This window comes from Idiomarina sp. X4 (genome assembly GCF_002808045.1).
GTDB lineage: Bacteria > Pseudomonadota > Gammaproteobacteria > Enterobacterales > Alteromonadaceae > Idiomarina.
On the sequence record NZ_CP025000.1, the window covers coordinates 2,357,765 to 2,378,353 of the forward strand.

Annotated in this window: 17 protein-coding genes; 12 read left to right on the top strand and 5 right to left on the bottom strand. The window is 46.7% G+C overall.

Going from position 1 to position 20,589, the window contains the following annotated elements; translation table 11 throughout:
• Window positions 1-24 precede the first annotated feature (24 nt).
• The 4 genes from CWC33_RS11420 to CWC33_RS11435 all read left to right on the top strand — a co-directional run bounded on the left by CWC33_RS11420 (window position 25) and on the right by CWC33_RS11435 (window position 1,906).
• Window positions 25-525: a DUF2878 domain-containing protein gene (locus tag CWC33_RS11420; protein WP_100692032.1), complete on the top strand. Its 501-nt coding sequence runs from the start codon at window positions 25-27 to the stop codon at window positions 523-525.
• Window positions 522-1,040, top strand: coding sequence for a chalcone isomerase family protein (locus tag CWC33_RS11425; protein WP_100692033.1), 519 nt, complete (start codon window positions 522-524; stop codon window positions 1,038-1,040). The genes CWC33_RS11420 and CWC33_RS11425 overlap by 4 nt, the downstream gene beginning before the upstream one ends.
• Window positions 1,040-1,570 (top strand): DUF3833 domain-containing protein, encoded by a 531-nt coding sequence (locus tag CWC33_RS11430; protein WP_100692034.1) that lies wholly within the window; start codon window positions 1,040-1,042, stop codon window positions 1,568-1,570. The genes CWC33_RS11425 and CWC33_RS11430 overlap by 1 nt, the downstream gene beginning before the upstream one ends.
• Before the next feature lie 78 nt (window positions 1,571-1,648).
• Window positions 1,649-1,906 (top strand): DUF3912 family protein, encoded by a 258-nt coding sequence (locus CWC33_RS11435; protein ID WP_088768092.1) that lies wholly within the window; start codon window positions 1,649-1,651, stop codon window positions 1,904-1,906.
• 69 nt (window positions 1,907-1,975) lie between these two features.
• On the opposite strand, the gene CWC33_RS11440 is transcribed toward CWC33_RS11435, so the two are convergent.
• Window positions 1,976-2,392, bottom strand: a complete 417-nt coding sequence (locus CWC33_RS11440; protein WP_100692035.1) for a hypothetical protein — start codon at window positions 2,390-2,392, stop codon at window positions 1,976-1,978.
• Window positions 2,393-2,531: 139 nt separating this feature from the next.
• Between CWC33_RS11440 and CWC33_RS11445 the strand changes: the two genes are divergently transcribed.
• Genes CWC33_RS11445 through CWC33_RS11455 form a run of 3 tightly spaced genes read left to right on the top strand, consistent with a single transcriptional unit; the run spans window position 2,532 to window position 4,950 of the window.
• Window positions 2,532-3,293 (top strand): Nif3-like dinuclear metal center hexameric protein, encoded by a 762-nt coding sequence (locus CWC33_RS11445; RefSeq protein WP_100692036.1) that lies wholly within the window; start codon window positions 2,532-2,534, stop codon window positions 3,291-3,293.
• An 11-nt stretch (window positions 3,294-3,304) separates the two neighbouring features.
• The gene (locus CWC33_RS11450) at window positions 3,305-4,084 is read left to right on the top strand and encodes a methyltransferase domain-containing protein (RefSeq protein WP_100692037.1); all 780 of its coding nucleotides are present in this window, start codon (window positions 3,305-3,307) and stop codon (window positions 4,082-4,084) included.
• Window positions 4,081-4,950 carry an NAD(P)-dependent oxidoreductase gene (locus CWC33_RS11455; protein ID WP_100692038.1) on the top strand — a complete coding sequence of 290 codons (870 nt, stop codon included), beginning with the start codon at window positions 4,081-4,083 and terminating at the stop codon, window positions 4,948-4,950. The genes CWC33_RS11450 and CWC33_RS11455 overlap by 4 nt, the downstream gene beginning before the upstream one ends.
• A 142-nt stretch (window positions 4,951-5,092) precedes the next feature.
• Here CWC33_RS11455 and CWC33_RS11460 read toward each other — a convergent pair whose 3' ends face one another.
• Window positions 5,093-6,442 (bottom strand): DUF1329 domain-containing protein, encoded by a 1,350-nt coding sequence (locus tag CWC33_RS11460; protein WP_100692039.1) that lies wholly within the window; start codon window positions 6,440-6,442, stop codon window positions 5,093-5,095.
• A gap of 162 nt (window positions 6,443-6,604) precedes the next feature.
• Between CWC33_RS11460 and CWC33_RS11465 the strand changes: the two genes are divergently transcribed.
• Both CWC33_RS11465 and CWC33_RS11470 read left to right on the top strand, forming a co-directional pair.
• Window positions 6,605-7,780, top strand: a complete 1,176-nt coding sequence (locus CWC33_RS11465; protein ID WP_100692040.1) for a WD40/YVTN/BNR-like repeat-containing protein — start codon at window positions 6,605-6,607, stop codon at window positions 7,778-7,780.
• 2 nt (window positions 7,781-7,782) lie between these two features.
• On the top strand, window positions 7,783-10,116 hold the full coding sequence (locus CWC33_RS11470) for an efflux RND transporter permease subunit (RefSeq protein WP_100692041.1): 2,334 nt from the start codon (window positions 7,783-7,785) through the stop codon (window positions 10,114-10,116).
• A gap of 30 nt (window positions 10,117-10,146) precedes the next feature.
• On the opposite strand, the gene CWC33_RS11475 is transcribed toward CWC33_RS11470, so the two are convergent.
• Entirely contained in the window at window positions 10,147-11,781 is a 1,635-nt protein-coding gene (locus CWC33_RS11475; protein WP_100692042.1) for a GMC family oxidoreductase, read from the bottom strand.
• Complete coding sequence (gene sbcB, locus CWC33_RS11480) at window positions 11,759-13,198, bottom strand: exodeoxyribonuclease I (RefSeq protein ID WP_100692043.1); 1,440 nt, start codon at window positions 13,196-13,198, stop codon at window positions 11,759-11,761. The genes CWC33_RS11475 and sbcB overlap by 23 nt, the downstream gene beginning before the upstream one ends.
• A gap of 207 nt (window positions 13,199-13,405) precedes the next feature.
• Here sbcB and CWC33_RS11485 point away from each other — a divergent pair, with 207 nt between their 5' ends.
• The gene (locus CWC33_RS11485; RefSeq protein WP_100692044.1) at window positions 13,406-15,256 is read left to right on the top strand and encodes a sensor domain-containing diguanylate cyclase; all 1,851 of its coding nucleotides are present in this window, start codon (window positions 13,406-13,408) and stop codon (window positions 15,254-15,256) included.
• 30 nt (window positions 15,257-15,286) lie between these two features.
• Here the strand turns inward: CWC33_RS11485 and CWC33_RS11490 are convergent, their stop codons facing one another.
• Complete coding sequence (locus CWC33_RS11490; protein WP_100692045.1) at window positions 15,287-15,526, bottom strand: hypothetical protein; 240 nt, start codon at window positions 15,524-15,526, stop codon at window positions 15,287-15,289.
• Window positions 15,527-15,615: 89 nt separating this feature from the next.
• Here CWC33_RS11490 and CWC33_RS11495 point away from each other — a divergent pair, with 89 nt between their 5' ends.
• Both CWC33_RS11495 and hrpA read left to right on the top strand, forming a co-directional pair.
• A complete protein-coding gene (locus CWC33_RS11495) occupies window positions 15,616-16,647 on the top strand; it encodes an isoaspartyl peptidase/L-asparaginase family protein (protein WP_100692046.1) in 1,032 nt (343 codons plus the stop codon).
• A gap of 11 nt (window positions 16,648-16,658) precedes the next feature.
• Window positions 16,659-20,582 (top strand): ATP-dependent RNA helicase HrpA, encoded by a 3,924-nt coding sequence (gene hrpA, locus CWC33_RS11500; RefSeq protein ID WP_100692047.1) that lies wholly within the window; start codon window positions 16,659-16,661, stop codon window positions 20,580-20,582.
• Window positions 20,583-20,589 lie beyond the last annotated feature (7 nt).

The following is a 20,589-nucleotide window of genomic DNA, read 5'->3' on the forward strand; positions in this document are numbered from 1 at the left end:
TCAAGACCTGGGCGGAAGGTATTTATGCACAAGATTATTAGTTTTGTTTTGTTCAATGGTATTTGGTTCAGCGCGGTTGTCGGGCGTGGCGATTACCTTTGGCTGACAGTCGCGTTAGTGCTGATACAAGTCGTCTATAGCTTACGTATTGGCAATACTCACTGGACAGTTATGGCTCGCCTGTTTGCGGTGGGCCTTTTATTGGAAGCTATTAGCATTAGTTTGGGAGTCATTGATTTTGAAGGCGGTTATTTCCCGCTATGGCTGGCTTTATTGTGGCTTGGTTTCGCAGCTATGGCACCAGTTGCACTTGACTGGCTGGCAAAAAAGACGTGGCTGGCGTTGATCGCGGGCGCGGTTTCAGGGCCCGTGACTTATATGACCGGCGTTCAGTTTGGTGCCGCCGCTATTGAGTCAACGCTGGTAACGGTTGTGACCTATGCCGCTGTATGGTCATTGATGATGGGCTACTTCGTCTATCTTATGACATCTAAGCCTAATGAACGTAAGGAGATATTGCCATGAAACGTTTTCTGACAGCGGCATTGACGCTGATATTAAGTGCCGTGAATGCTTCTGCGTTGGCGGCCAGTTGCGAGGCGTCGGTGCCCGGGGATTTTTTTAAAGTCGGAGAAACCCGGCTCAGTGTTCTGTTTTGGGATGTCTATGATGCGACGCTTTATAGCCCATCGGGTGCGTATGAAAAAAGTGAACGTCAGGCGCTCAAGCTGAATTATTTGCGAGATATTGACGCTGATGAGCTCATCGAAACGACCGAAGAAGAGTGGCAAAAGTTGAAGCTGGACGCTTCAGAGCATGACGAATGGTTAGCAAAACTAAAGGCTATCTGGCCGGACATTAAAGAGGGCGACTGCCTTCTTCTGGTGGAAAGTGATAACGGCTATGCAGAGTTTTATCAAGGCGAAGAATTGTTAGGCACAGTTGAGAGCCAGGCGTTTACCGATCAGTTTCTGGCGATATGGTTGTCTCCGGAAAGTCGCTTCAAAGAAGAGCGTAACGAACTTGTGGGTGCAAAATAATGGTTAAGTTAATAAAAGTATTTGTTCTGGTCAGTGTTGCTACGTTGCTAGCCGCTTGCTCAACTAGCATAGACACTTATAAGTCAGCCAAACCTGTCTTAAAGCTCGAAGAGTTTTTCAAAGGCGACTTAGTGGCTTATGGCATGGTTCAGGACTACAGCGGTGAAGTGATACAACGCTTCACTGTTGAAATGACCGGAACTTGGGACGGTAACGAAGGGAAGCTGGACGAATACTTTACCTATGCCGACGGTCGTGAACAGCGTCGTATTTGGTACATTACTAAAACTGGTGAAAACAGTTATGAAGGGCGAGCCGATGACGTTGAAGGCGTTGCAAAAGGTACAACTGCGGGTAACGTTCTTAATTGGGAATATCAGTTGGAAGTACAAATGGACGGCGAGCCTTTGGTACTGACCTTGGACGACTGGCTGTATTTGGTGGATGAAGATAATATGATCAACCGTACTAACATGTGTAAGTGGGGCATTCCGGTTGGTGAAATCACGCTTTATATTGGTAAAAAATAAAGGTTAAGAAACACTGTCATAAGCCGATAACAGACGTATAATGCACATGAGTGTTGAACTGTAATCTGGGAATCGGCTGTGGCAATTAATTATCCGTCATTTACCTACAATAACCCGCGTATTCAGGGGCAAACAGTATTTATCAAGCGAGGTCCTCATCAGGGCAAGCTTGGCATTATTGCTAAGGTCATGGATAACGAGCGTTATTTAGTGTCACAGGCAGATTTCGGCTCTGAGCAAGTTATTTTCAAACGCAGCGACTTTTTGGTGCACCGTTACCGAAAAATTAAGGTGCCGATTGACCGCGTGGCGGGCAAAAACCCAGACGTTCTGTAATAGGCAATGCATTAAATAATAAAAAAGCGACATTGAATGTCGCTTTTTTATTGGATTAGAGCGCTGCGCTTAAGCACTGCCGCGAGGCAGGCGGCAGTCAGTGCCTTTGTCATCTAGCTTCTGTTTCCACAGTTCTTTCGCAGTTAAGCCACCAGAGTTTGATTTTTTAACAGCAGGCTTTTTCGCGGCCGCTTTTTTAGGAGCTTCTTTCTTAGTGGCGCTTTTCTTAGGAGCTGCTTTTTTGCTTTCAGACTTAGTTTCCGTCTTTTTCGCCGCTGCCTTTTTAGGCGCCGCTTTCTCAGCTTTAGCTGACTTGCCTTTCGCTAACGCTTTGGCTTCTTCGTCAAGCTGGGCCAAGCGGACGTTTTTGCCACCATCAACGCTGTACCAACCGTTGCTTGCTTCAATTTTTGGCTTTTTACCATGAGCTTTTTCGTAAGCTTCGGTATATTCCACCAGTACCTTTTCTTTATCCAGTTTGCTCATGCAAATTTTCCTTTATTCAAGGGTTACTTTAAAACTCTGCTTAAAAAAGCTTCACACTTTGTTTATACCGTTTTTTCGGATTATTGTCTAATTTACGTTAATATAACGTTTTTTCAGGCCTTTTAAGCGAGAAAGCAGTATGACAGTTAAGCGTTCTGAACTTCACCATTATTTAAATTCTTATTTAAACAGTGGGGTAATAAAAGACTACTGCCCAAACGGGTTACAGGTAGAGGGGACTGAATCTATTGGTAAAGTCATTACCGGAGTGACAGCGTGTCAGGCGCTCATAGATAAGGCCGTGGAAGAGCAGGCCGATGCTATTCTCGTGCATCATGGTTATTTCTGGAAGGGAGAACCTGAGCCTATCACCGGCATGAAAAAAAACCGTATAAAGCAATTGCTGAAGCACGACATTAACTTGTTTGCCTATCACTTACCGCTCGATGTTCATTCTGAGGTAGGTAATAACGCTCAGTTAGCAAAGCTGATGGGGTGGCAAATGGACGGGCCGGTTGATTCGAGTGATCCTGCGTGTCCTTTAGTGGTTGGCTCGGTAAGTGAATCAATGACAGGGCAGCTATTCGCAAATGAACTTGAGAGCAAATTACAACGCCCACTCACGTGCTGGGTAGAGCCGACTCGCCCTATTCAGAAGTTAGCTTGGTGTACCGGCGGTGGACAAGGCTTTATTGACAGGGCTGCTGCATTGGGCGTTGACGCTTTTATTACTGGGGAGGTCTCAGAGCCGACTATTCACAGCGCTCGCGAGCAGGGGATTGGTTTTTATGCCGCAGGCCATCATGCCACTGAGCGTTACGGCGCAAAAGCACTGGGTGAACATCTTGCCGGCAAGTTTGGTTTGGATGTGCGCTTTATTGATATAGACAGTCCGGCCTAGGTGATGCATGAATGAATAACGAAAAACGCCAACGTGGCGACTTTAGTGGTATTAGCAAAAAGTTTTCTAAGAACATTTATGACAGCACAAAAGGGCGCCTGAGAATGGCTGTTCTTAAAAGAGATTTGCAGCCTTTATTGAACGGTCAGACGTGCCAGGTTCTCGATGTCGGTGCGGGGCTTGGTCAGGCTAATGAGTGGTTTCTTGAAAAAGGTTTCGAAGTGTTGCATACCGACATTTCAGAAGAGATGGTTGAAGCCGCTCGGCTGCGTCATGAAGAGCTCGGGTTAGCCGGTAAATGCAGCTACCAAACTGCTGACTTAGCGACGTTAGCACGTAATGAAAGCCAATTTCCAATAGTGCTTTGCCATGCAGTTTTAGAATGGGTACCAGATGCCGAAACAGCATTGACTCAATTGAATGCGTTGCTAGCCCCGGGAGGTACACTTTCACTGATGTTTTACAACCGTAATGCCAAACTGTTTGCTAATGCGGTTTACGGTAACTTTGATTATATCGAGCGTGGCTTAAAGGTGAAAAAAACGGTGCGGTTAAGTCCGCAGAACCCGTTGGTGCCGGAAGAGGTTGAAAACATCGTGCATAAGCTTGGGCTGGAAGTGACCCAAAAAACCGGAGTTCGTTGCTTTCATGACTATTTGAGAAACCTTGATGATCAGCAGCGTTTCGGCGAGCTGCTCGCCATTGAATTGAAATATAACCAGCAACCCCCTTATCGCGACTTGGGGCGCTACCAACATTGGTTGATAAGAAAACCGGAGAACGAACAATGACAAAACAGTGCGCATTTATTGGTTTAGGTGTTATGGGCTACCCAATGGCGGGCCATTTGCAAAAGCAGGGCTTTGATACATGTGTGTATAACCGTACGGAGAGCAAAGCGAAAGCCTGGGTAAACGAGTACCAGGGGCGCTATGGTGAAACACCGGCACAAGCGGTTAAAAATGCGGATTTTGTTTTGGTTTGCGTTGGCAACGATGACGATGTGCGCAGTGTATTTTATGGCGACGATGGTATTTTAGCTGGCTTAAAAAATGGCGCTATTGTTATTGATCACACCACCGCATCGGCAGAGTTGGCCCGAGAACTTAACGAATCTGTTATTCAACAAGGTGGTCTATTTATGGACGCGCCGGTATCTGGTGGACAAGCTGGCGCCGAAAATGGTGTGTTAACGGCAATGGTTGGCGGTGAACAGGCTGCTTTTGATGCAGCTGGCGATGTATTGGCGTGTTATAGCAAAACACGTGAATTAATGGGCGACGCTGGAGCCGGGCAATTAGCTAAAATGGTGAACCAAATTTGTATTGCCGGCGTGGTTCAAGGCTTGTCCGAAGGTTTACAGTTAGCGCGCAAAGTAGGGCTAGATCCTGACAAACTTATTGCTGCAATAAGTCAAGGCGCTGCGGGCTCCTGGCAAATGGAGAACCGTTATAAAACGATGTGGAATAACGAATATGAGCATGGCTTTGCGGTAGACTGGATGCGCAAAGACCTAAAAATTGCGTTGAACGAAGCCGACAGACAAGGTCTCTCCATGCCATTAACTGCATTAGTCGATCAGTTTTACGCTGACGTCCAGAAGATGGGCGGCAACCGCTGGGATACTTCAAGCCTGCTAGCCCGCCTGGAAAAATAATATAACCGCGGTAGCCTAATGCTATTGCATCCGGTGAGATGCTGAAGGTTATAGATGATAATGGTAAGAAGTAGAGCTTCTGGCATTAAAAAAGGAGACTCACTGAGTCTCCTTTTTGTTTAACCAGCTTACCGAAGTCGGCTTACCTGAAGCCTTTACGGCGTAGAGCGTTAGTAGTGAACTCGTCACGGCTTACTTCAATATCCCACTCCATGTATGGGTCTTCTTCGTTACCCAAGCCAAGCGAGATATAACGACCAGAGTTTAAGTCGTACAATGCTTCGGCAGCCATCCATGGTACGTCTTGGTTATAGAACTGAGTATTCAGAGCTTCACCAACACGCCACAGTTCGCCACGACCGTCATAATGGTCGATGATAGACGCTGTCCAGCTATCTTCGTCAATGTACATAGTACGTTTTGAGTAGATGTGGCGTTCGCCTTCTTTCAGGCTACCTTCCACAACCCAGACACGGTGTTTTTCGTAACGAATAAGATCTTGGTTCATATGACCAGCCTGAATGATATCTTCATAATTTAATTCAGGGTTCATGATCTTAAAGTTGTTGTAAGGGATATAAATTTCTTTTTTACCCTTAAGCTCCCAGTTGTACTTGTCCGGCGCACCGTTGTACATATCAAGGTTATCTGAGGTACGCAGACCATCGGACGCGGTACCCGGACCGTCATAAGCTACGTTAGGCGCGCGACGAACGCGGCGTTGACCTGCGTTATAAATCCACGCACGACGACCTTCTTTAACCTGGTTAATGGTTTCGTGAACCAACAGAACGGTACCGGTTAAGCGCGAAGGTGCTTCAACTTCCTGCATAAAGTAAAACAGGATGTTGTCGTCAGCTTCCTGGCGACCTGTTTCTAAGTATTCAGGAAATGCCAGTGTTTCTTTCAGCTCAACGGTTACGTAATCACCATTCGCCAATACTGGAAATTGTGCAATGTTACGTGTTACTGCACCACCGCGATAACGAGTAATATGGTTCCAAACAACCTCTAAACCGTTCTGAGGAATAGGGAACGGAATGGTGGTGTCGAAGTTTTCCAGGCCGTTACCGCCTGCAACCATTTCTGCGTTTTCAGCATTTGACTTGATTTTTGGCCACAACTCGTCGGGGTAAGTCGCCGTACGGTGTGTCGGGTAAACATGCATTTTGTAGTCCGGATACTTCTCGAACATTGCAACCTGACCCGGCGTTAAGTTGTCTTTGTACTCAGCCAGGTTATCTTTAGTAATCGTGAATAGTGGCTTCTCGTCAGCAAACGGGTCATTACCGCGAACAACTTCTACGGAGTGATCAGAGTAACCACCGTCCCATGCGGGGATAGAACCGTCGGCATTTGCTGCCTTCTCAGCACCAATAGGGGTTAAGTCTTGACCAAGCCGTGCGGCTTCTTCAGGTGATACTTTAGCCGCAACGCTCGCGGAAATCACCGACATGGCGAAAACGCCAGCTTTTAGCATCAGTTTATTCATTATGATTTTCCTTGTTGTTCTACTTTCCAACATCACTTTGCCAGAGGACTGACCTCTCAGGCAATACTTTAACGAAAAAAAGCACGAAATTAACGAAAAAAGGTTTTCAAATTATCTTGAGCTTATACAATCCTATGACATTTTGAGTACCCAGGAGGTTCCATGCGTTCGTCTTTTGCCCTGTCCGGGCTGTTGTTGGGGGCGTTTTTTAGCACCGCGGTATATGCCCAGGACGGCGATACAACAACAAACACTGACTACGAAGTTATCAGTGCACCAGCGCTGTCGTCTGACGAAATACGAAGTGAAGTACTTATTGAAATTGCTTCTAATGGTCAACAACTTGTTGCTGTTGGCGCACACGGGAATGTGATTCGTCAGGACAGTGATGGCAATTGGGTGCAGGCAGATGTTGATAGCAGCGTACTCATTACCAGTGTTGATTTTGCGAACGCTGAAAAGGGTTGGGCGACGGGGCATCATGGTGTCATTTTAACAACTGAAGATGGCGGCCAAAGCTGGACACGTCAATTAGATGGTTTTCAATTAATGGAGTTGGAAAAGGCGTTTTATCAGAAAAAAGTGTCAGCTCTTCAAGCTCAAATTGAAAAAGAAGAAGATCCAGAGGTTATCGGCGAACTGGAGTGGCAGCTGGAAGAAGCTCAGTTTCAAATCAGTAATATTGAAGTGGCAGAGGAAGAAGGTCCCAGCAAACCATTTTTAGACATACTGGCACTCAATGAACAAACGGCGTTTGCTATCGGCGCTTACGGAACCTTCCTGAAAACCACTGATGGTGGAGCAAACTGGCAGGTTATTTCCGACAAGCTGGAAAACCCCGGGGGTTATCATTTAAATGCCATTATTGCTCGTGGCAATGACTTTTTCATTGTTGGTGAAGCAGGACTGTTGTTTAGCAGTGACGATAAAGGCGAAAACTGGACGCGCTTAGAATCGCCCTACAGAGGCTCGCTATTTGGCGCGCATTTAGATAATTCTGATAACTTATGGATTTATGGTCTTCGCGGTAACGCTTATGTCTCTTCGGACAAAGGTCAGTCTTTTGAGCAAGTTGAAACAGGCACTGGCGTTAACCTGTCTGCTGGTGTTTCAACTGAGTCAGGCGACCAGTTAATTGTCGGACATTCTGGAACGATTTTAAAAGTTGATGCCGAGCTCAATGTTGAGGCGCTCAGACACCCTAGTGGCTCCGTAATGACAGACATTGTCGTCGTTAACGACGGTGAGTGGTTAATGACGGGACGTAGCGGGTTATTACATTGGCCGGCTAAAGTGACTGAGGACGAAGCGTTGGCATCTCAACAAGGAGCGCAGTAACAATGGATAATCCAATATCGAAAAAGCCGGCGGGAATTATCGAGAAGTTACTTTTCGGATTTCGTGCGCCCTGGCTGGTTATATTCTTACTGATTACCGTTTTTCTTGGATACAACGCCGCGCAGGTTCGTCCCGATGCCAGCCTGACCAAGATGATTCCAACGCATCATCCGTTTATTCAAAACTATTTTGAGTATCAGGATGACCTTGCCAGCTTAGGTAACGTTGTCCGTATCGCAGTTGAGCATAAAAACGGTGATATTTTTGACGCCGAGTTTCAAAAGAAACTGCAGGAAATTACGGATGAGGTCTTTTTTATTCCGGGTGTTAACCGTTCAGGCTTAAGAAGCTTATGGACCCCTAATGTCCGCTGGATGGAAGTGACCGAAGAAGGCTTTGTGGGTGGTCCCGTTATTCCGGACAGTTATGATGGCAGCGAGGAGTCGCTAGAGAAGCTACGAACTAACGTTCTGCGCTCTGGTGAAGTCGGTAACCTCGTTGCAAATAACTTTGAATCAACCATCATTTATGTACCACTTGATGAAGTTAATCCGGAAACGGGCAAAAAGCTCGACTATCAGGAGTTTTCAGAAAAGCTGGAAACCTTGGTCCGCGAAAAATACCAAAGTGAAGACATTGCTATTCACATTACCGGCTTCGCCAAACTCATTGGTGATCTCATTGAGGGGGCTGAGCAGGTTGGCTTGTTCTTCTTGCTGGCTATTGCCATTACGTTAGCGATGCTTTATGCCTATAGCCGTTGCTGGCGAAGTACTTTTACCGTACTTGGCTGTTCTATTATCGCGGTACTCTGGCAGCTGGGCATTATTAAGCTGATAGGCAGTGGTATTAATCCATATTCGATGCTGGTGCCGTTCCTGGTCTTTGCGATAGGGGTATCGCACGGTGTTCAGGTTATCAATGCGATTAGTCATAACCGCGTTGCCGGCTTTGACAAGCTTGAATCTGCCAAACTAGCGTTCCGCGGGCTTTATGTTGCGGGTCTAACGGCACTGGCAAGTGACGCCATTGGCTTTACCACACTCATGGTTATTGACATAGAAGTCATTAAAGAGCTGGCGATTGCCGCAAGTATTGGTGTTGCGGTTGTGGTGTTGACTAACTTGGGTCTACTGCCAATTTTAATGTCGTACCTGGGTACTTCTAAAAATGGCGTAGAGTATGAGAAACGCATTGAAGGCGAGCGTCACCCCATATTTGAGTTATTTTCTAAGTTTACTCAACCTAAATGGGCTTATTCCGCAGTAGCGGTTGCATTAGCAATGTTGGCTTGGGGCTTAATTAACAGCCAGAATATGGAGATTGGCGACCTTGATAAAGGGGCACCAGAGTTGCGTCCTGACAGCCGTTACAACCAGGACAACGCCTTTATTGTCGACAACTACAGCTCGAGTACCGATATCTTTGTTGTTATGGCAGCATCTGCGCCAGAACAATGCATTGCTTATGACAACCTGGAGCTAATGGAGCGCTTTAGTTGGCACATGGAAAACACCCCGGGTGTGCAAGACGTTAAATCAGTCGTCTACGTGTCAAAAATGGGCATGTTCGGTATTAATGAGGGGAACCTCAAGTGGTTCAGCCTGAACCGCAACAAATATGTTATTAACGCATCATTAAGCCGTATTCCTGATGGTTTAATTAATAACGATTGCTCAATGGCACCTATCATCATTTATCTGGATGATCACAAAGCAAAAACTCTGCAAACCGTTGTCGACTCAGTGGAAAGTTTCAATAACCGTTACCAACAGGAAGGGCTTGATTTGCTCATGGCTGCCGGTAACTCGGGTATTGAAGCGGCGACTAACGATGTTATCTCCAAAGCTCAGAACAAAATGTTGTTGTGGGTGTATGGCGTGGTTATTGTGCTTTGTTTCATAAGTTTCCGCAGCTTAAGAGCCGTTGCCTGTATTATTTTACCGTTGGCGTTTACGACCGTCATGAGTCAAGGCTTAATGGCTGTGCTGGGTATTGGCATTAAAGTCGCGACTTTACCGGTTATAGCCTTGGGTGTCGGTATTGGTGTTGACTACGGCATTTATATTTACAGTAAAGTGAAAGAAGGCTTACAGCAGGGGATGTCACTGCAGGACACCTATAAATATTCGCTGGATAATACGGGTAAGGCCGTTGGCTTTACAGGACTTACTCTGGCAATAGGTGTAGCAACCTGGATATTCTCGCCAATTAAGTTCCAGGCGGATATGGGCATCTTGCTGACCTTCATGTTCCTTTGGAATATGTTGGGCGCGCTCATTCTTATTCCGGCATTGGCGCGTTTGTTCCGAGTAGGCAGTAAAAACGAGCAGTAACTGCTATTCACTGACAAATGGTGGAAAAAACTAAGCGTCGGCTTTTATTAAGTCGGCGCTTTTTTCTGCAATGGCGATAGTGGGGGCGTTGGTGTTACCGCTAATAACCGTGGGCATAATTGAGGCATCGACGACCCGTAAACCTTTAACGCCATGTACTTTCAGCGACGCATCGACAACGGCTTCTGAGTCGCTGCCAGGACCCATCTTACAAGTGCCGACTGGATGGTAAATAAGCCCTGTCCTCGACTTGATTTCGTCGAGTAGCAGCGAATCGTTTGTTGCGTTCTCAGTTGGAAACAGGCGTCCGCCATTATGTCTGTTGAGTGCCGGTTGTTTGATTATCTCAAAGGCTTTTTTTATTCCCTGTAACAGCGCTTGTTGATCGTCATTTTCTTTTAAAAAACCATAAGTGATTGTCGGCTTGCCCATTGGGTTATCCGAGTTTAACTGAACCTGACCACGAGACTTAGGTCGAAGCAGGCAAACGTGACAGGTGAAACCGTTGGTTAGCGTGGGTAGCCAGTCATAACCGCTGTCATTAAACATCACGGGTAGTAAATGGACTTGTATGTCGGGCTCGTTAACTGCTTCTGATGAACAATAAAACGCGCCAACTTCAGCAATCGAATGCGCCAACTGGCCTTTACCGGTAAACAGGTATTTTAGGAAAGGCACTGAAAGCTTCAGTAAACTCCAGGGTGTCAGAGTCAATCCGTCTTTGGCTTTGTTCTTGTAATGCAGGCTGATGTCGACGTGCTCTTGTAAATTTTTACCCACACCGGGTAACTCATGAACGAGGTTAACACCTGCATTCGCTAATTCGTTAGCCGGACCAACACCGGAGCGCAGTAAAATTTGCGGTGAGTTAAAAGCGCCAGCGCTTAAAATAACTTCTTTATTCGCCATTGCGATATAAGACTGACCAGACCTTTGATAAGCAATGCCAGTGGCGGTTTTGCCACAGAATAAAACACGTTCAGTTAGGCAGCCAGTTAACACTGTTAGATTCGCTCTGTGTAACGCGGGTTTTAGGTAAGCGTGATAGGCACTGCAACGCTTACCATCTTTCATCGTAAACTGATAGGGGCCATGACCCTCTAATTGCGAGCCGTTAAAGTCAGTATTTTGAGGTAGACCGTATTCCTCACAGGCGCTTAGAAATTGCCTTGAAACGGAGTAGTAAGGTATTACGTCAGAAACATGCAACGGGCCACTGGCGCCATGGTAGGTGTTAGCGCCACGACTGTTGCTTTCACTTTTGATAAAGTAGGGCAGTAAGTCGCTATAACTCCAGCCGCTGTTGCCTAAAGCGGCCCAGTGATCATAGTCGGATGCAAGGCCGCGAGTGTATATCATGGCATTGATTCCACTACTGCCACCGAGCATTTTTCCGCGCGGTGTATAACTGCCTTTAGGCGTGGTTAAATGCGGCTCTTTTTCGGCGCGGTACAACCAATTAAATTTGCGGCTGTGCATAAAGCGGGCAAACCCCGATGGCATGTCAGAAAACAGCCCACCATGAGATGTTCCTGCCTCTAATAACAAAACGCTGTGTTTACCGTTCTCTGAGAGCCTATTGGCGAGCGTACAGCCGGCAGAGCCGGCTCCGACAATAATGTAGTCGTATGACTTTTGAGTGTTAGAGCGAGGCGGCGTAGTCATACAGTGACTTTAAAAGGCGCAGTTTGTGCGCGTCTTCCTGATGCTGATTAGCCAACTCCTCGAGGCGCAACGCAAAAGCGTCTGCAGAGAGCATCCCTTCCGGCGGGTCAATGAGACGTTGCTGACAGAATTGACGCCACTGATTCAGTTCCTTGTCTGTTAAAGTTGAAGGATAGTTACGGGCCCGGTACCGTAGCAATAACTTCTCCATGCGAGAGTCTTCAAAAGCCAAATCTAACCCGGCCAGCTGTTGTGGCTCAGACGTCCTAATAATCTCCATGTGTTTTTTGTCTTGCGGTGAGAAAAAGCCGTCGTAAATTTGGTGGTCAACATCGGTTCTCGGTGCGAACGCTTTCGTTTGTTCGAACACCTGCATCAGCTTGTCTCTGAATTCACTGTTTTCTTGTAACCATTGCGCATTCTTAGCTACCGTGTTCATGTCCAGTTCGGCTTTCTCTGAAGCATCATCAGAAATTGTTTTGATGGGGGCAAGAAACGGGTTGCGACCTAAATGAATATTCTGAATGCCACTTTTCTGTTGACCTTGGGCTTCCAGCTCTTTTCGGCTGGTGTAAGTCAGTTCAATCAGTTCTTCGACTGATCTTTCCGCAAATAGGGCGGGGTCAATGCGTAGATCCCAGGCAATAATGTTACTGTTCTGCTTTGGGTGAAACCCAAGGGGCAAGATAGCGGATAAATATCGGTTTACGGTGCCATAAAAGCCACTGACATGCGCTAAAGGCTCAGGCGCTTGCCAGTTGAATAAGCTTAGCAGCTTTTGCTTACGCCGAATGCTGTAGGCCCACTGCCATAATTTTGGCTGCTTTTCTTTAATGAGTTTAGCCAGCCCAATGGTCGCATAGACATCGGACATTGCATCGTGCGCCTGGCCATGCTCAATGTTATTAGCGACACTTAAGTGCTCGAGTTTCAGGCTAGGTTGACCGTCCTCATTGTCTGGCCAGTTAATACCTTCAGGCCGCAGTGCAAAACAGGCTCGGGTGACATCAATTAAATCCCATCGGGAATTGCCATTTTGCCAGCTGTATTCATAAGGGTCATAGAAATTGCGATAAAACAGGGAGCGGGTTACTTCGTCATCAAACCGAATATTGTTGTAACCAATAATGGTGGTGTTGGGCTTTTGAAACTCTTCGGCAATGGCTTTGCTGAACGCAGCCTCACTGACCCCTTGTTTTAGTGCCAACTGTGGTGTTATGCCGGTCACTAACGTCGCCTCAGGGTTAGGCAGAAAATCTGGCGTAGGTTGCACATACAGTGTTAACGGGCGCCCGACCACATTAAAGTCAGTGTCGGTGCGAAGCCCGGCAAATTGCGCCGGGCGGTCAACTAACGGGTTGGCTCCCCAAGTCTCGTAATCGTGCCAGTAAAAAGTCTCTTGTTCGTTTTGTGCCATAACCTAAGCTTACGCTGCTCTATAGAAAAGAAAAACTATAGCATGAGCTTGTCCGCGAATTCAGCCATTATTAACGGTTTGCTTGAGCTTATGACTAAGCGTCCAAAAGCTACTCATGTATAGGTATCTGAGCTACTAATTATTCTCTTTAGTTTGCGTTATCTCAAAATGTTACACTTGAAAGGATCTTACTACCTGAACGACTGAATGAAGCTTTTTAATTTACAGCGCAGAATTAGCTTGGCCATAGTATTGGCAATTCTCACCTCTGGCATTGTTGTTTCAGTGACCGTTGCTTATCCTTTAGTGACGGAGCTCTATCAGCAAACGATTCGCTTAACGCGAAGCTCGGTAGATTTAAAAGCGTTTAATATTCAACAGGTTTATGACCACCAGTTGGCGGTTGCTAAGCAAGTTAGCAGCCGTTCCAGAATAGCCTATAAGCTCAAAGAATTAGCAGACGAATCAACAACTCGAAAAGAAGCGCAAGCATTTATAGAGCCAAAATTAAAACATGCCATGTCGGTAGAGAACGATATTTTTGCCATTATTGAGCTCGACGCTGACGGCAAGCTACTGGTGACAATCAATGAAAGTAGCGCTTCCTTACCGCTGGTAAAAAGCACTGACGCCGTATTTAACTTTATCGAAATTCAAACGCCTGACGTGTCTGCGTATATGACAAGTCGTTTTATTACGCCAATCAAGATGGGTGACAGAGTTGTTGGGTATAGCATTGTATTTTTCAAACCGAAACAGTGGGTAACTGCTTTAGACTACCTACCGTCGGCTGAAACATGTTTCATTAACGACAAAACAAAAGAGCGGATAGCGTTAGCCGGACAAAAGCTGATAGCGTCGAAACAAGAAGCTTGTTTACGGGGGAGAGGTAAGGTCGAAGAGCTTCGCCCCAATGACGCTTATTTAGTGACGTTGGGTTCTGGTGATCGTTTTGTCAGTTACGACAGAGATATTACTATTGATGATTGGAAGTTGATGCTAAACATACCTGTGCCGGTTATGTTTAAAGACGTTATTAATAAAGCGGTTTGGGGCGGCTTGGCATTACTTGGCTTGAGCTTGTTCTTTAGTTGGCTCGGTATTCGAATTATAAAACCCTTAACCCGGAAGTTAATAGAACAAACTTCGCAAATAGCGCAGTCTGCCAATGAGCTAAAAGTGTCTAATCTAGCGTTTGAGCAAAGTGAAGGCTTATTGGTGATAACAACGGCCGACTTGACTATTTACCGTGCGAACAGGAGTTTTGCGGCACTTCTTAATAGACGCCCTCAAAAGTTATATAAACAACCGCTAATCCATTTGTTAGATCCTGAATTTTGTAATCCTAAGGCTTTTTCTGAACAGCTGATAAAGGACAGTGTTTGGCAGGGTGAGGTTTGGTTGAAACAAGATGGTGCTGACTCGTTACCTTGTTTGCTGACTGCATCTCCCGTTCGTGATGAAGACGGCCATTTAAATTACTATGTCATGACATTCACTGATATCAGTGAGCGTTTAGCCGAAGAGGATGCATTAACCGAACAGGTGAACCATGATGAGCTGACCCACTTATTCAATCGCTCGGCCTTTGACCGCCATTTGGAGAAATACCTTCAGCAAGCGAAGGTCGGTAATCGTCGTTTCGCTATTTTGTTTATGGACTTAGACAAATTTAAACCGGTGAATGATACCTACGGGCACGATGCAGGTGATGAGTTACTCTGTCAGGTTGCAAACCGAATGGAAAATAGCCTGCGTAAGAGCGATATGATTGCAAGGCGTGGCGGCGATGAATTCGTTGTGTGTACCAGCTTTTTAGACGAGCCTCAGGACGAAGCCCTTCGAATTGCGTCAAAGATACACAGTGAAATGAACCGTCCTTTTGTATTGAAACAGGCGCAAGTGACTATTGGTATTTCCATTGGAATTGCGATTTATCCTGAACATGGCAATTCAGCAGAGCTGCTTCTTAAAGCCGCAGATAAAGCGATGTATCAGGTCAAAGAGCGGCAGCGCAACAGTATTTTAATAGCAGAAAGTGATAAGTTGTACCCATAGCTTACGGGTATCGCAAGCTATGGGAAAAGTCTATACCCGCTCATAATCCTCAATAATCAAGTCGTAAGCTTTTTTCAATTTTTCTGTCAGAGATCGGTTGTCGTCGTGACGAAAGGCAAGTTCTGCGTGTGGCAATATCCGTTCGCCTACGCGACGGGCAATGGCGTCTTCTAACTGCTGCTGGTCGCCCGATGAGGCCTCGGTTGGTACTTCAACGGTAATGTCGCCTTTTGAACCAATGTGCTCATAGTTAACACGATAAGTTGGCATAATCCCTCCATCAATCGCATTGCTAAATGCGTGTTTATCCCCTCTAATAAGACTAGACGAAATACAATAAAAAGCAGGGGACATGAGTTATGAAAAAAATATTTATCTTATCGGTACTGGCTGGCGCACTGATTGGATCAGCGCCGTTGCAGGCGGATGACCACGGTGCTGAATACGCAATGGCGATTCACGGTGGTGCCGGAACCATTACGCGTGCGAATTTAACGGATGAACAAGAGCAAGCCTACAAAGACAAACTGAACGAAGCGTTAGAGGCCGGTCGGGCAGTATTGAAAGACGGAGGTGACAGCACCACTGCGGTTATTGCGGCTATCCAAGTGATGGAAGAGTCCCCTTTGTTTAACTCGGGCAAGGGCGCTGTTTATACCTGGGACGGTGAACACGAACTGGATGCGTCATTAATGGAAGGCGAAAAGGGTAACGCGGGCGCAGTCGCTGGTGTAAAAACCGTGAAAAGTCCTATTGAACTGGCACGTGAGGTGATGGAAGAGTCGGTACACGTCATGCTCAGTGGCGAAGGCGCTGAACAATTTGCCAAACAGCAAGGTTTAGAGCTGGTCGATAACAGCTATTTTAATACGGAACGTCGCTATCAACAGCTGTTAAAAGCCAAAGAAAAAATTAAGGCAAGTGAGCAGCCAGAGCAGCAAGCCTGGGAGTATCTCGATTTAGATTATAAATACGGTACGGTTGGCGCTGTAGCGGTCGATAAAAACGGTTTATTAAGCGCCGGTACGTCAACAGGCGGCATGACGGCGAAGCGTTATGGTAGAATAGGTGATTCCCCTATTATTGGTGCTGGCACTTGGGCGGATAACGACAGTTGTGCGGTATCAGCTACTGGGCACGGTGAGTATTTTATTCGCTTTCACGTGGCAGCAGATATTTGTTCGCGGGTTAAGTACAAAGGCCTCTCGGTCAGTGAAGCCGGCGACGAAGTCATTCATGGCGTGCTGGAGCAAGCCGGAGGTACCGGTGGCGTGATTATTATTGATGCCGAGGGCAATGTGGCCATGCCGTTCAATACCGAAGGTATGTATCGTGGCTACTTTAAAGGCGACGGTAACACGCACATTGCTATTTATAACGAGGAAGAATAAGTTCGGAGTTTATGAGTCGTAACAAAACGAATACCAACCCTTTCGTTAAAAAATATCAGTCTCAATTAGAGCAATGTACGTACCAAAAGGCCGCGCAACTGCGCGGTCGTTTGCGTGGGCTGGTGAAAATAAAAGATGAAAAGAAGCAGCAAAAAGTGCTCAGAGCCATCGAGGCCGACATTGAGCAGGCGGAGCTGAATTACTTACAGCGCTGTGAGCAGTCTTTTCATATTGAATACCCTGAAAATTTACCGGTTGCACAGCAGCGAGACGATATAAAAAAAGCCATAGAGGACAACCAGGTGGTGGTTGTCGCTGGTGAAACCGGGTCTGGTAAAACGACTCAGCTACCGAAAATGCTGCTGGAGCTTGGTTATGGTCGCAAAGGTGTCATCGGCCATACACAGCCAAGGCGGTTAGCGGCCCGAAGTGTTGCCGCGCGCATTGGTGAAGAGCTTCAGGATTACTCTAAACAGCAAGTAGGTTACAAAATCCGCTTTCAAGATGAAACCGCCCCGACGACTGCTGTTAAGTTAATGACTGACGGTATGCTGCTCTCCGAGCTGCAACAGGACCCGTTACTACTGCAATACGACGCTATTATTATCGATGAAGCGCACGAACGCTCGTTAAACATCGACTTTTTGCTCGGCGTTTTACACACCTTGCTGCCTAAACGCCCGGACTTAAAAGTTGTTATTACCTCGGCAACTATTGAAACCGAACGTTTTTCTAAGCACTTTCATGATGCACCGGTATTAACGGTTAGCGGTCGGACTTATCCCGTGGAAGTGCGTTACCGTGACCCATCAGAAGGCAATAAGACCTCTGAAACGGATATTCTGCAAGGCGTTTGTGATGCAGTAGAAGAACTGCAGAGTGAAGGGGACGGTGACATTCTTATTTTTGCGAGCGGTGAGCGGGAAATTCGCGACTACGCCGACGCTATTGGCGATTTAAAACTGAGAAACACGGAAACTCTGCCACTTTATGCGCGGCTATCTTCCCATGAGCAAAATCGCGTGTTTCAGTCGCATTCTCAACGACGTATTGTCATTGCTACCAATGTGGCGGAAACGTCACTGACAGTGCCTGGCATCCGCTATGTGATTGATCCGGGAACGGTACGGATTAGTCGTTACAGTTACCGAACAAAGGTTCAGCGCTTGCCGATTGAGCCAATTTCGCAGGCCAGTGCGAATCAACGGAAGGGGCGTTGCGGTCGTATCGGTCCGGGCATTTGTATTCGCTTGTACAGCGAAGACGACTTTTTACAGCGTCCGGAATATACCGACCCGGAAATACTACGGACAAATTTAGCGGCCGTTATTCTACAAATGTCGGCGCTGCGTCTTGGGGATATTCGAGACTTTCCGTTTGTACAAAAGCCGGATGAGCGCTTTGTTAAAGACGGTTTGAATCTGCTGGAAGAGCTCAATGCCATAGAGCCGGGTAAAAAGCGAGAAAAGCCAAGGCTCACGGAAATAGGACGGCAGCTTTCTCGTTTACCGTTAGACCCTCGGTTGGCGCGAATGGTGTTGGCCGCCAAACAGTATGGCTGTGTTCGGGAAATGCTGGTGATAACAGCCGCTTTGAGCATACAGGATCCGCGTGAGCGGCCGCATGAGTTTAAACAAAAAGCCGATGAGTGGCATCAGCGGTTCCATGACAAGCAGTCCGACTTCATGGCGTATCTGAACCTATGGAATTACATAAAAGACAAGCAAAAAGAGCTGTCAGGTAATCAGTTTCGCAAGCAAGTGGCACGTGAATTTATTCATTTCATGCGGCTACGCGAGTGGCAGGACATTTATACACAAAGTCGCCAGACGGTGCGGGAGCTTGGTTTTTCTATTAATGAAGAGCCTGCGACTTATGAACAAGTGCACCGTGCGCTTATATCCGGTTTGTTGTCGCAAGTAGGTATGAAAGAAGACCGGCATGAATATCAGGGCACGCGACAAACTAAGTTTCACATTTTTCCGGGCTCCGGGCTCTTTGGCAAACCACCTAAATGGGTGGTGACCGCAGAGCTTGTCGAAACCTCGAAGCTGTATGCGCGCATTAATGCGGATATAGACCCTTTATGGGTTGAGGAGGCAGCTTCTCACTTGGTGAAGAAAAGCTATTTAGAGCCGCACTTTGAGAAGAAAAAAGGCAGTGTGGTGGCAGACGAGCAGGTGACTATGCTGGGCTTAGTGTTAGTGCCAAGACGACGCGTTCAGTATGGCCCTGTAGCACCAACTAAGGCGCGTGAGATATTCATCCGCGAAGGCTTGGTTAACAGTCAATTGCAACGCAAGTTGCCGTTTATTCAACACAACTTGAAACTGATTCAAGACGTTCAGGCCCTGGAGGCGAAGTCGCGGCGCCGCGATATTCTGGTGGATGAGGAAGTCCTTTTTGAAGCGTATGAACGGCACATACCGGAAGGCATTTATAACGAAAAGCTGTTAGCCGGTTGGTGGCATAAAGCTGCCAAAAAAGAGCCGAAGCTATTGTTTTTTGAACGAGATGATCTCATTGCCGGTGAGACCGAACACATTACCGAGAACGATTATCCGGAGTTCTGGCGACAGGGTAACTTGCGTTTGCCATTAACCTATCACTTTGAGCCTAATGCGGTTGATGATGGGGTGAGCGTCAATATTCAATTAGGGGTGCTTAATCAGGTAAAACCTGAAGGTTTTGACTGGCATATACCGGCATTGCGCGAAGAGCGCATTGCTCATTTAATTAAGTCACTACCAAAAGCGTTGCGCAGAAACTTTGTGCCTGCGCCTAATTTTGCTGGCGCCATAATGGCTGACGTTGAGCCCTTTGAAATGTCGTTGTTAGAAGCCATGACACACAAACTTCGCCGTATGACCGGCGTAACCGTACCGGGTGACAGCTGGGACGAAAACAGTTTGCCATTGCATTTACGTATGAACTTTAAAGTACTGGACGGCAAAAAGCTCATAAAGCAGGGCAGAGATTTACAACGTTTACAAGACGAGCTGTCCGGGAAGGTTCAGCAACGTCTGGAAAAGGCTGCTGGTGATGATATTAGCCGCGATGACGTTGAAAGCTGGGACTTTGACGATTTGCCGGAGGTGGTGACAGAAGCGCAGCAGGGGTTTGAAATTAAGGCTTATCCTGGCTTAGCGATTAAAGGCAGCCGTGAGGTTGCGTTGCAGTTATTTGACTCGAAAGAAGAAGCCGAACAGCAGCACCGACAGGGCTTGCGTCGACTGTTGTTAAAGCAAATTCCATCACCAGTAAAGCATTTGCAAAAGTCGCTATCGAATAAAGCGAAGCTGGCGATGTACTTTAACCCCTGGGGTAAGGTAGAAACTCTAATTGAAGACTGTATTGCCGCAGCGGTTGATGCGGTGATTGACGAGCAACTTGAAGCAGGAAATAGGCTAAGAGACGAACAAGGTTTTGAACGCTTAAAAGAGCAAGTGCGAGGCGAATTGAACGAACGAGTTGAACAGATAGCGCTCAGGGTTGAGCAATGTCTGACACATTCGCAGGATGTTCGCAAAGCGCTTAAAGGTAAAATTCCGCTCGATCAAATTCAGTCGCGAGGTGACATTCAGGATCAACTGGATAACTTAATTTTTCCGGGCTTTGTCTCGAGGTTTGGTGAACAACGGCTCGACGATATTGTGCGCTACTTAAAAGCCATGCAACGTCGTTTGGAAAAACTGCCGGTGGATCCCAATAAAGATCGCTTAATGACCATAGCGCTCAGTAATTTACAGGAAGCCTATAGTGCGGTCTTAAAACGTTATAAAACCGGCGCTTTGATTCCTGAAGATGTAGCTGAAATTCGCTGGATGATAGAGGAGCTGAGAGTTTCGTTCTTTGCTCAGACGTTAGGAACGAAATATCCAGTGTCTGAGAAGCGAGTGAAGCAGGCCATAGAGGCGATCAAAAAAGGCGGCTGAAATAAGC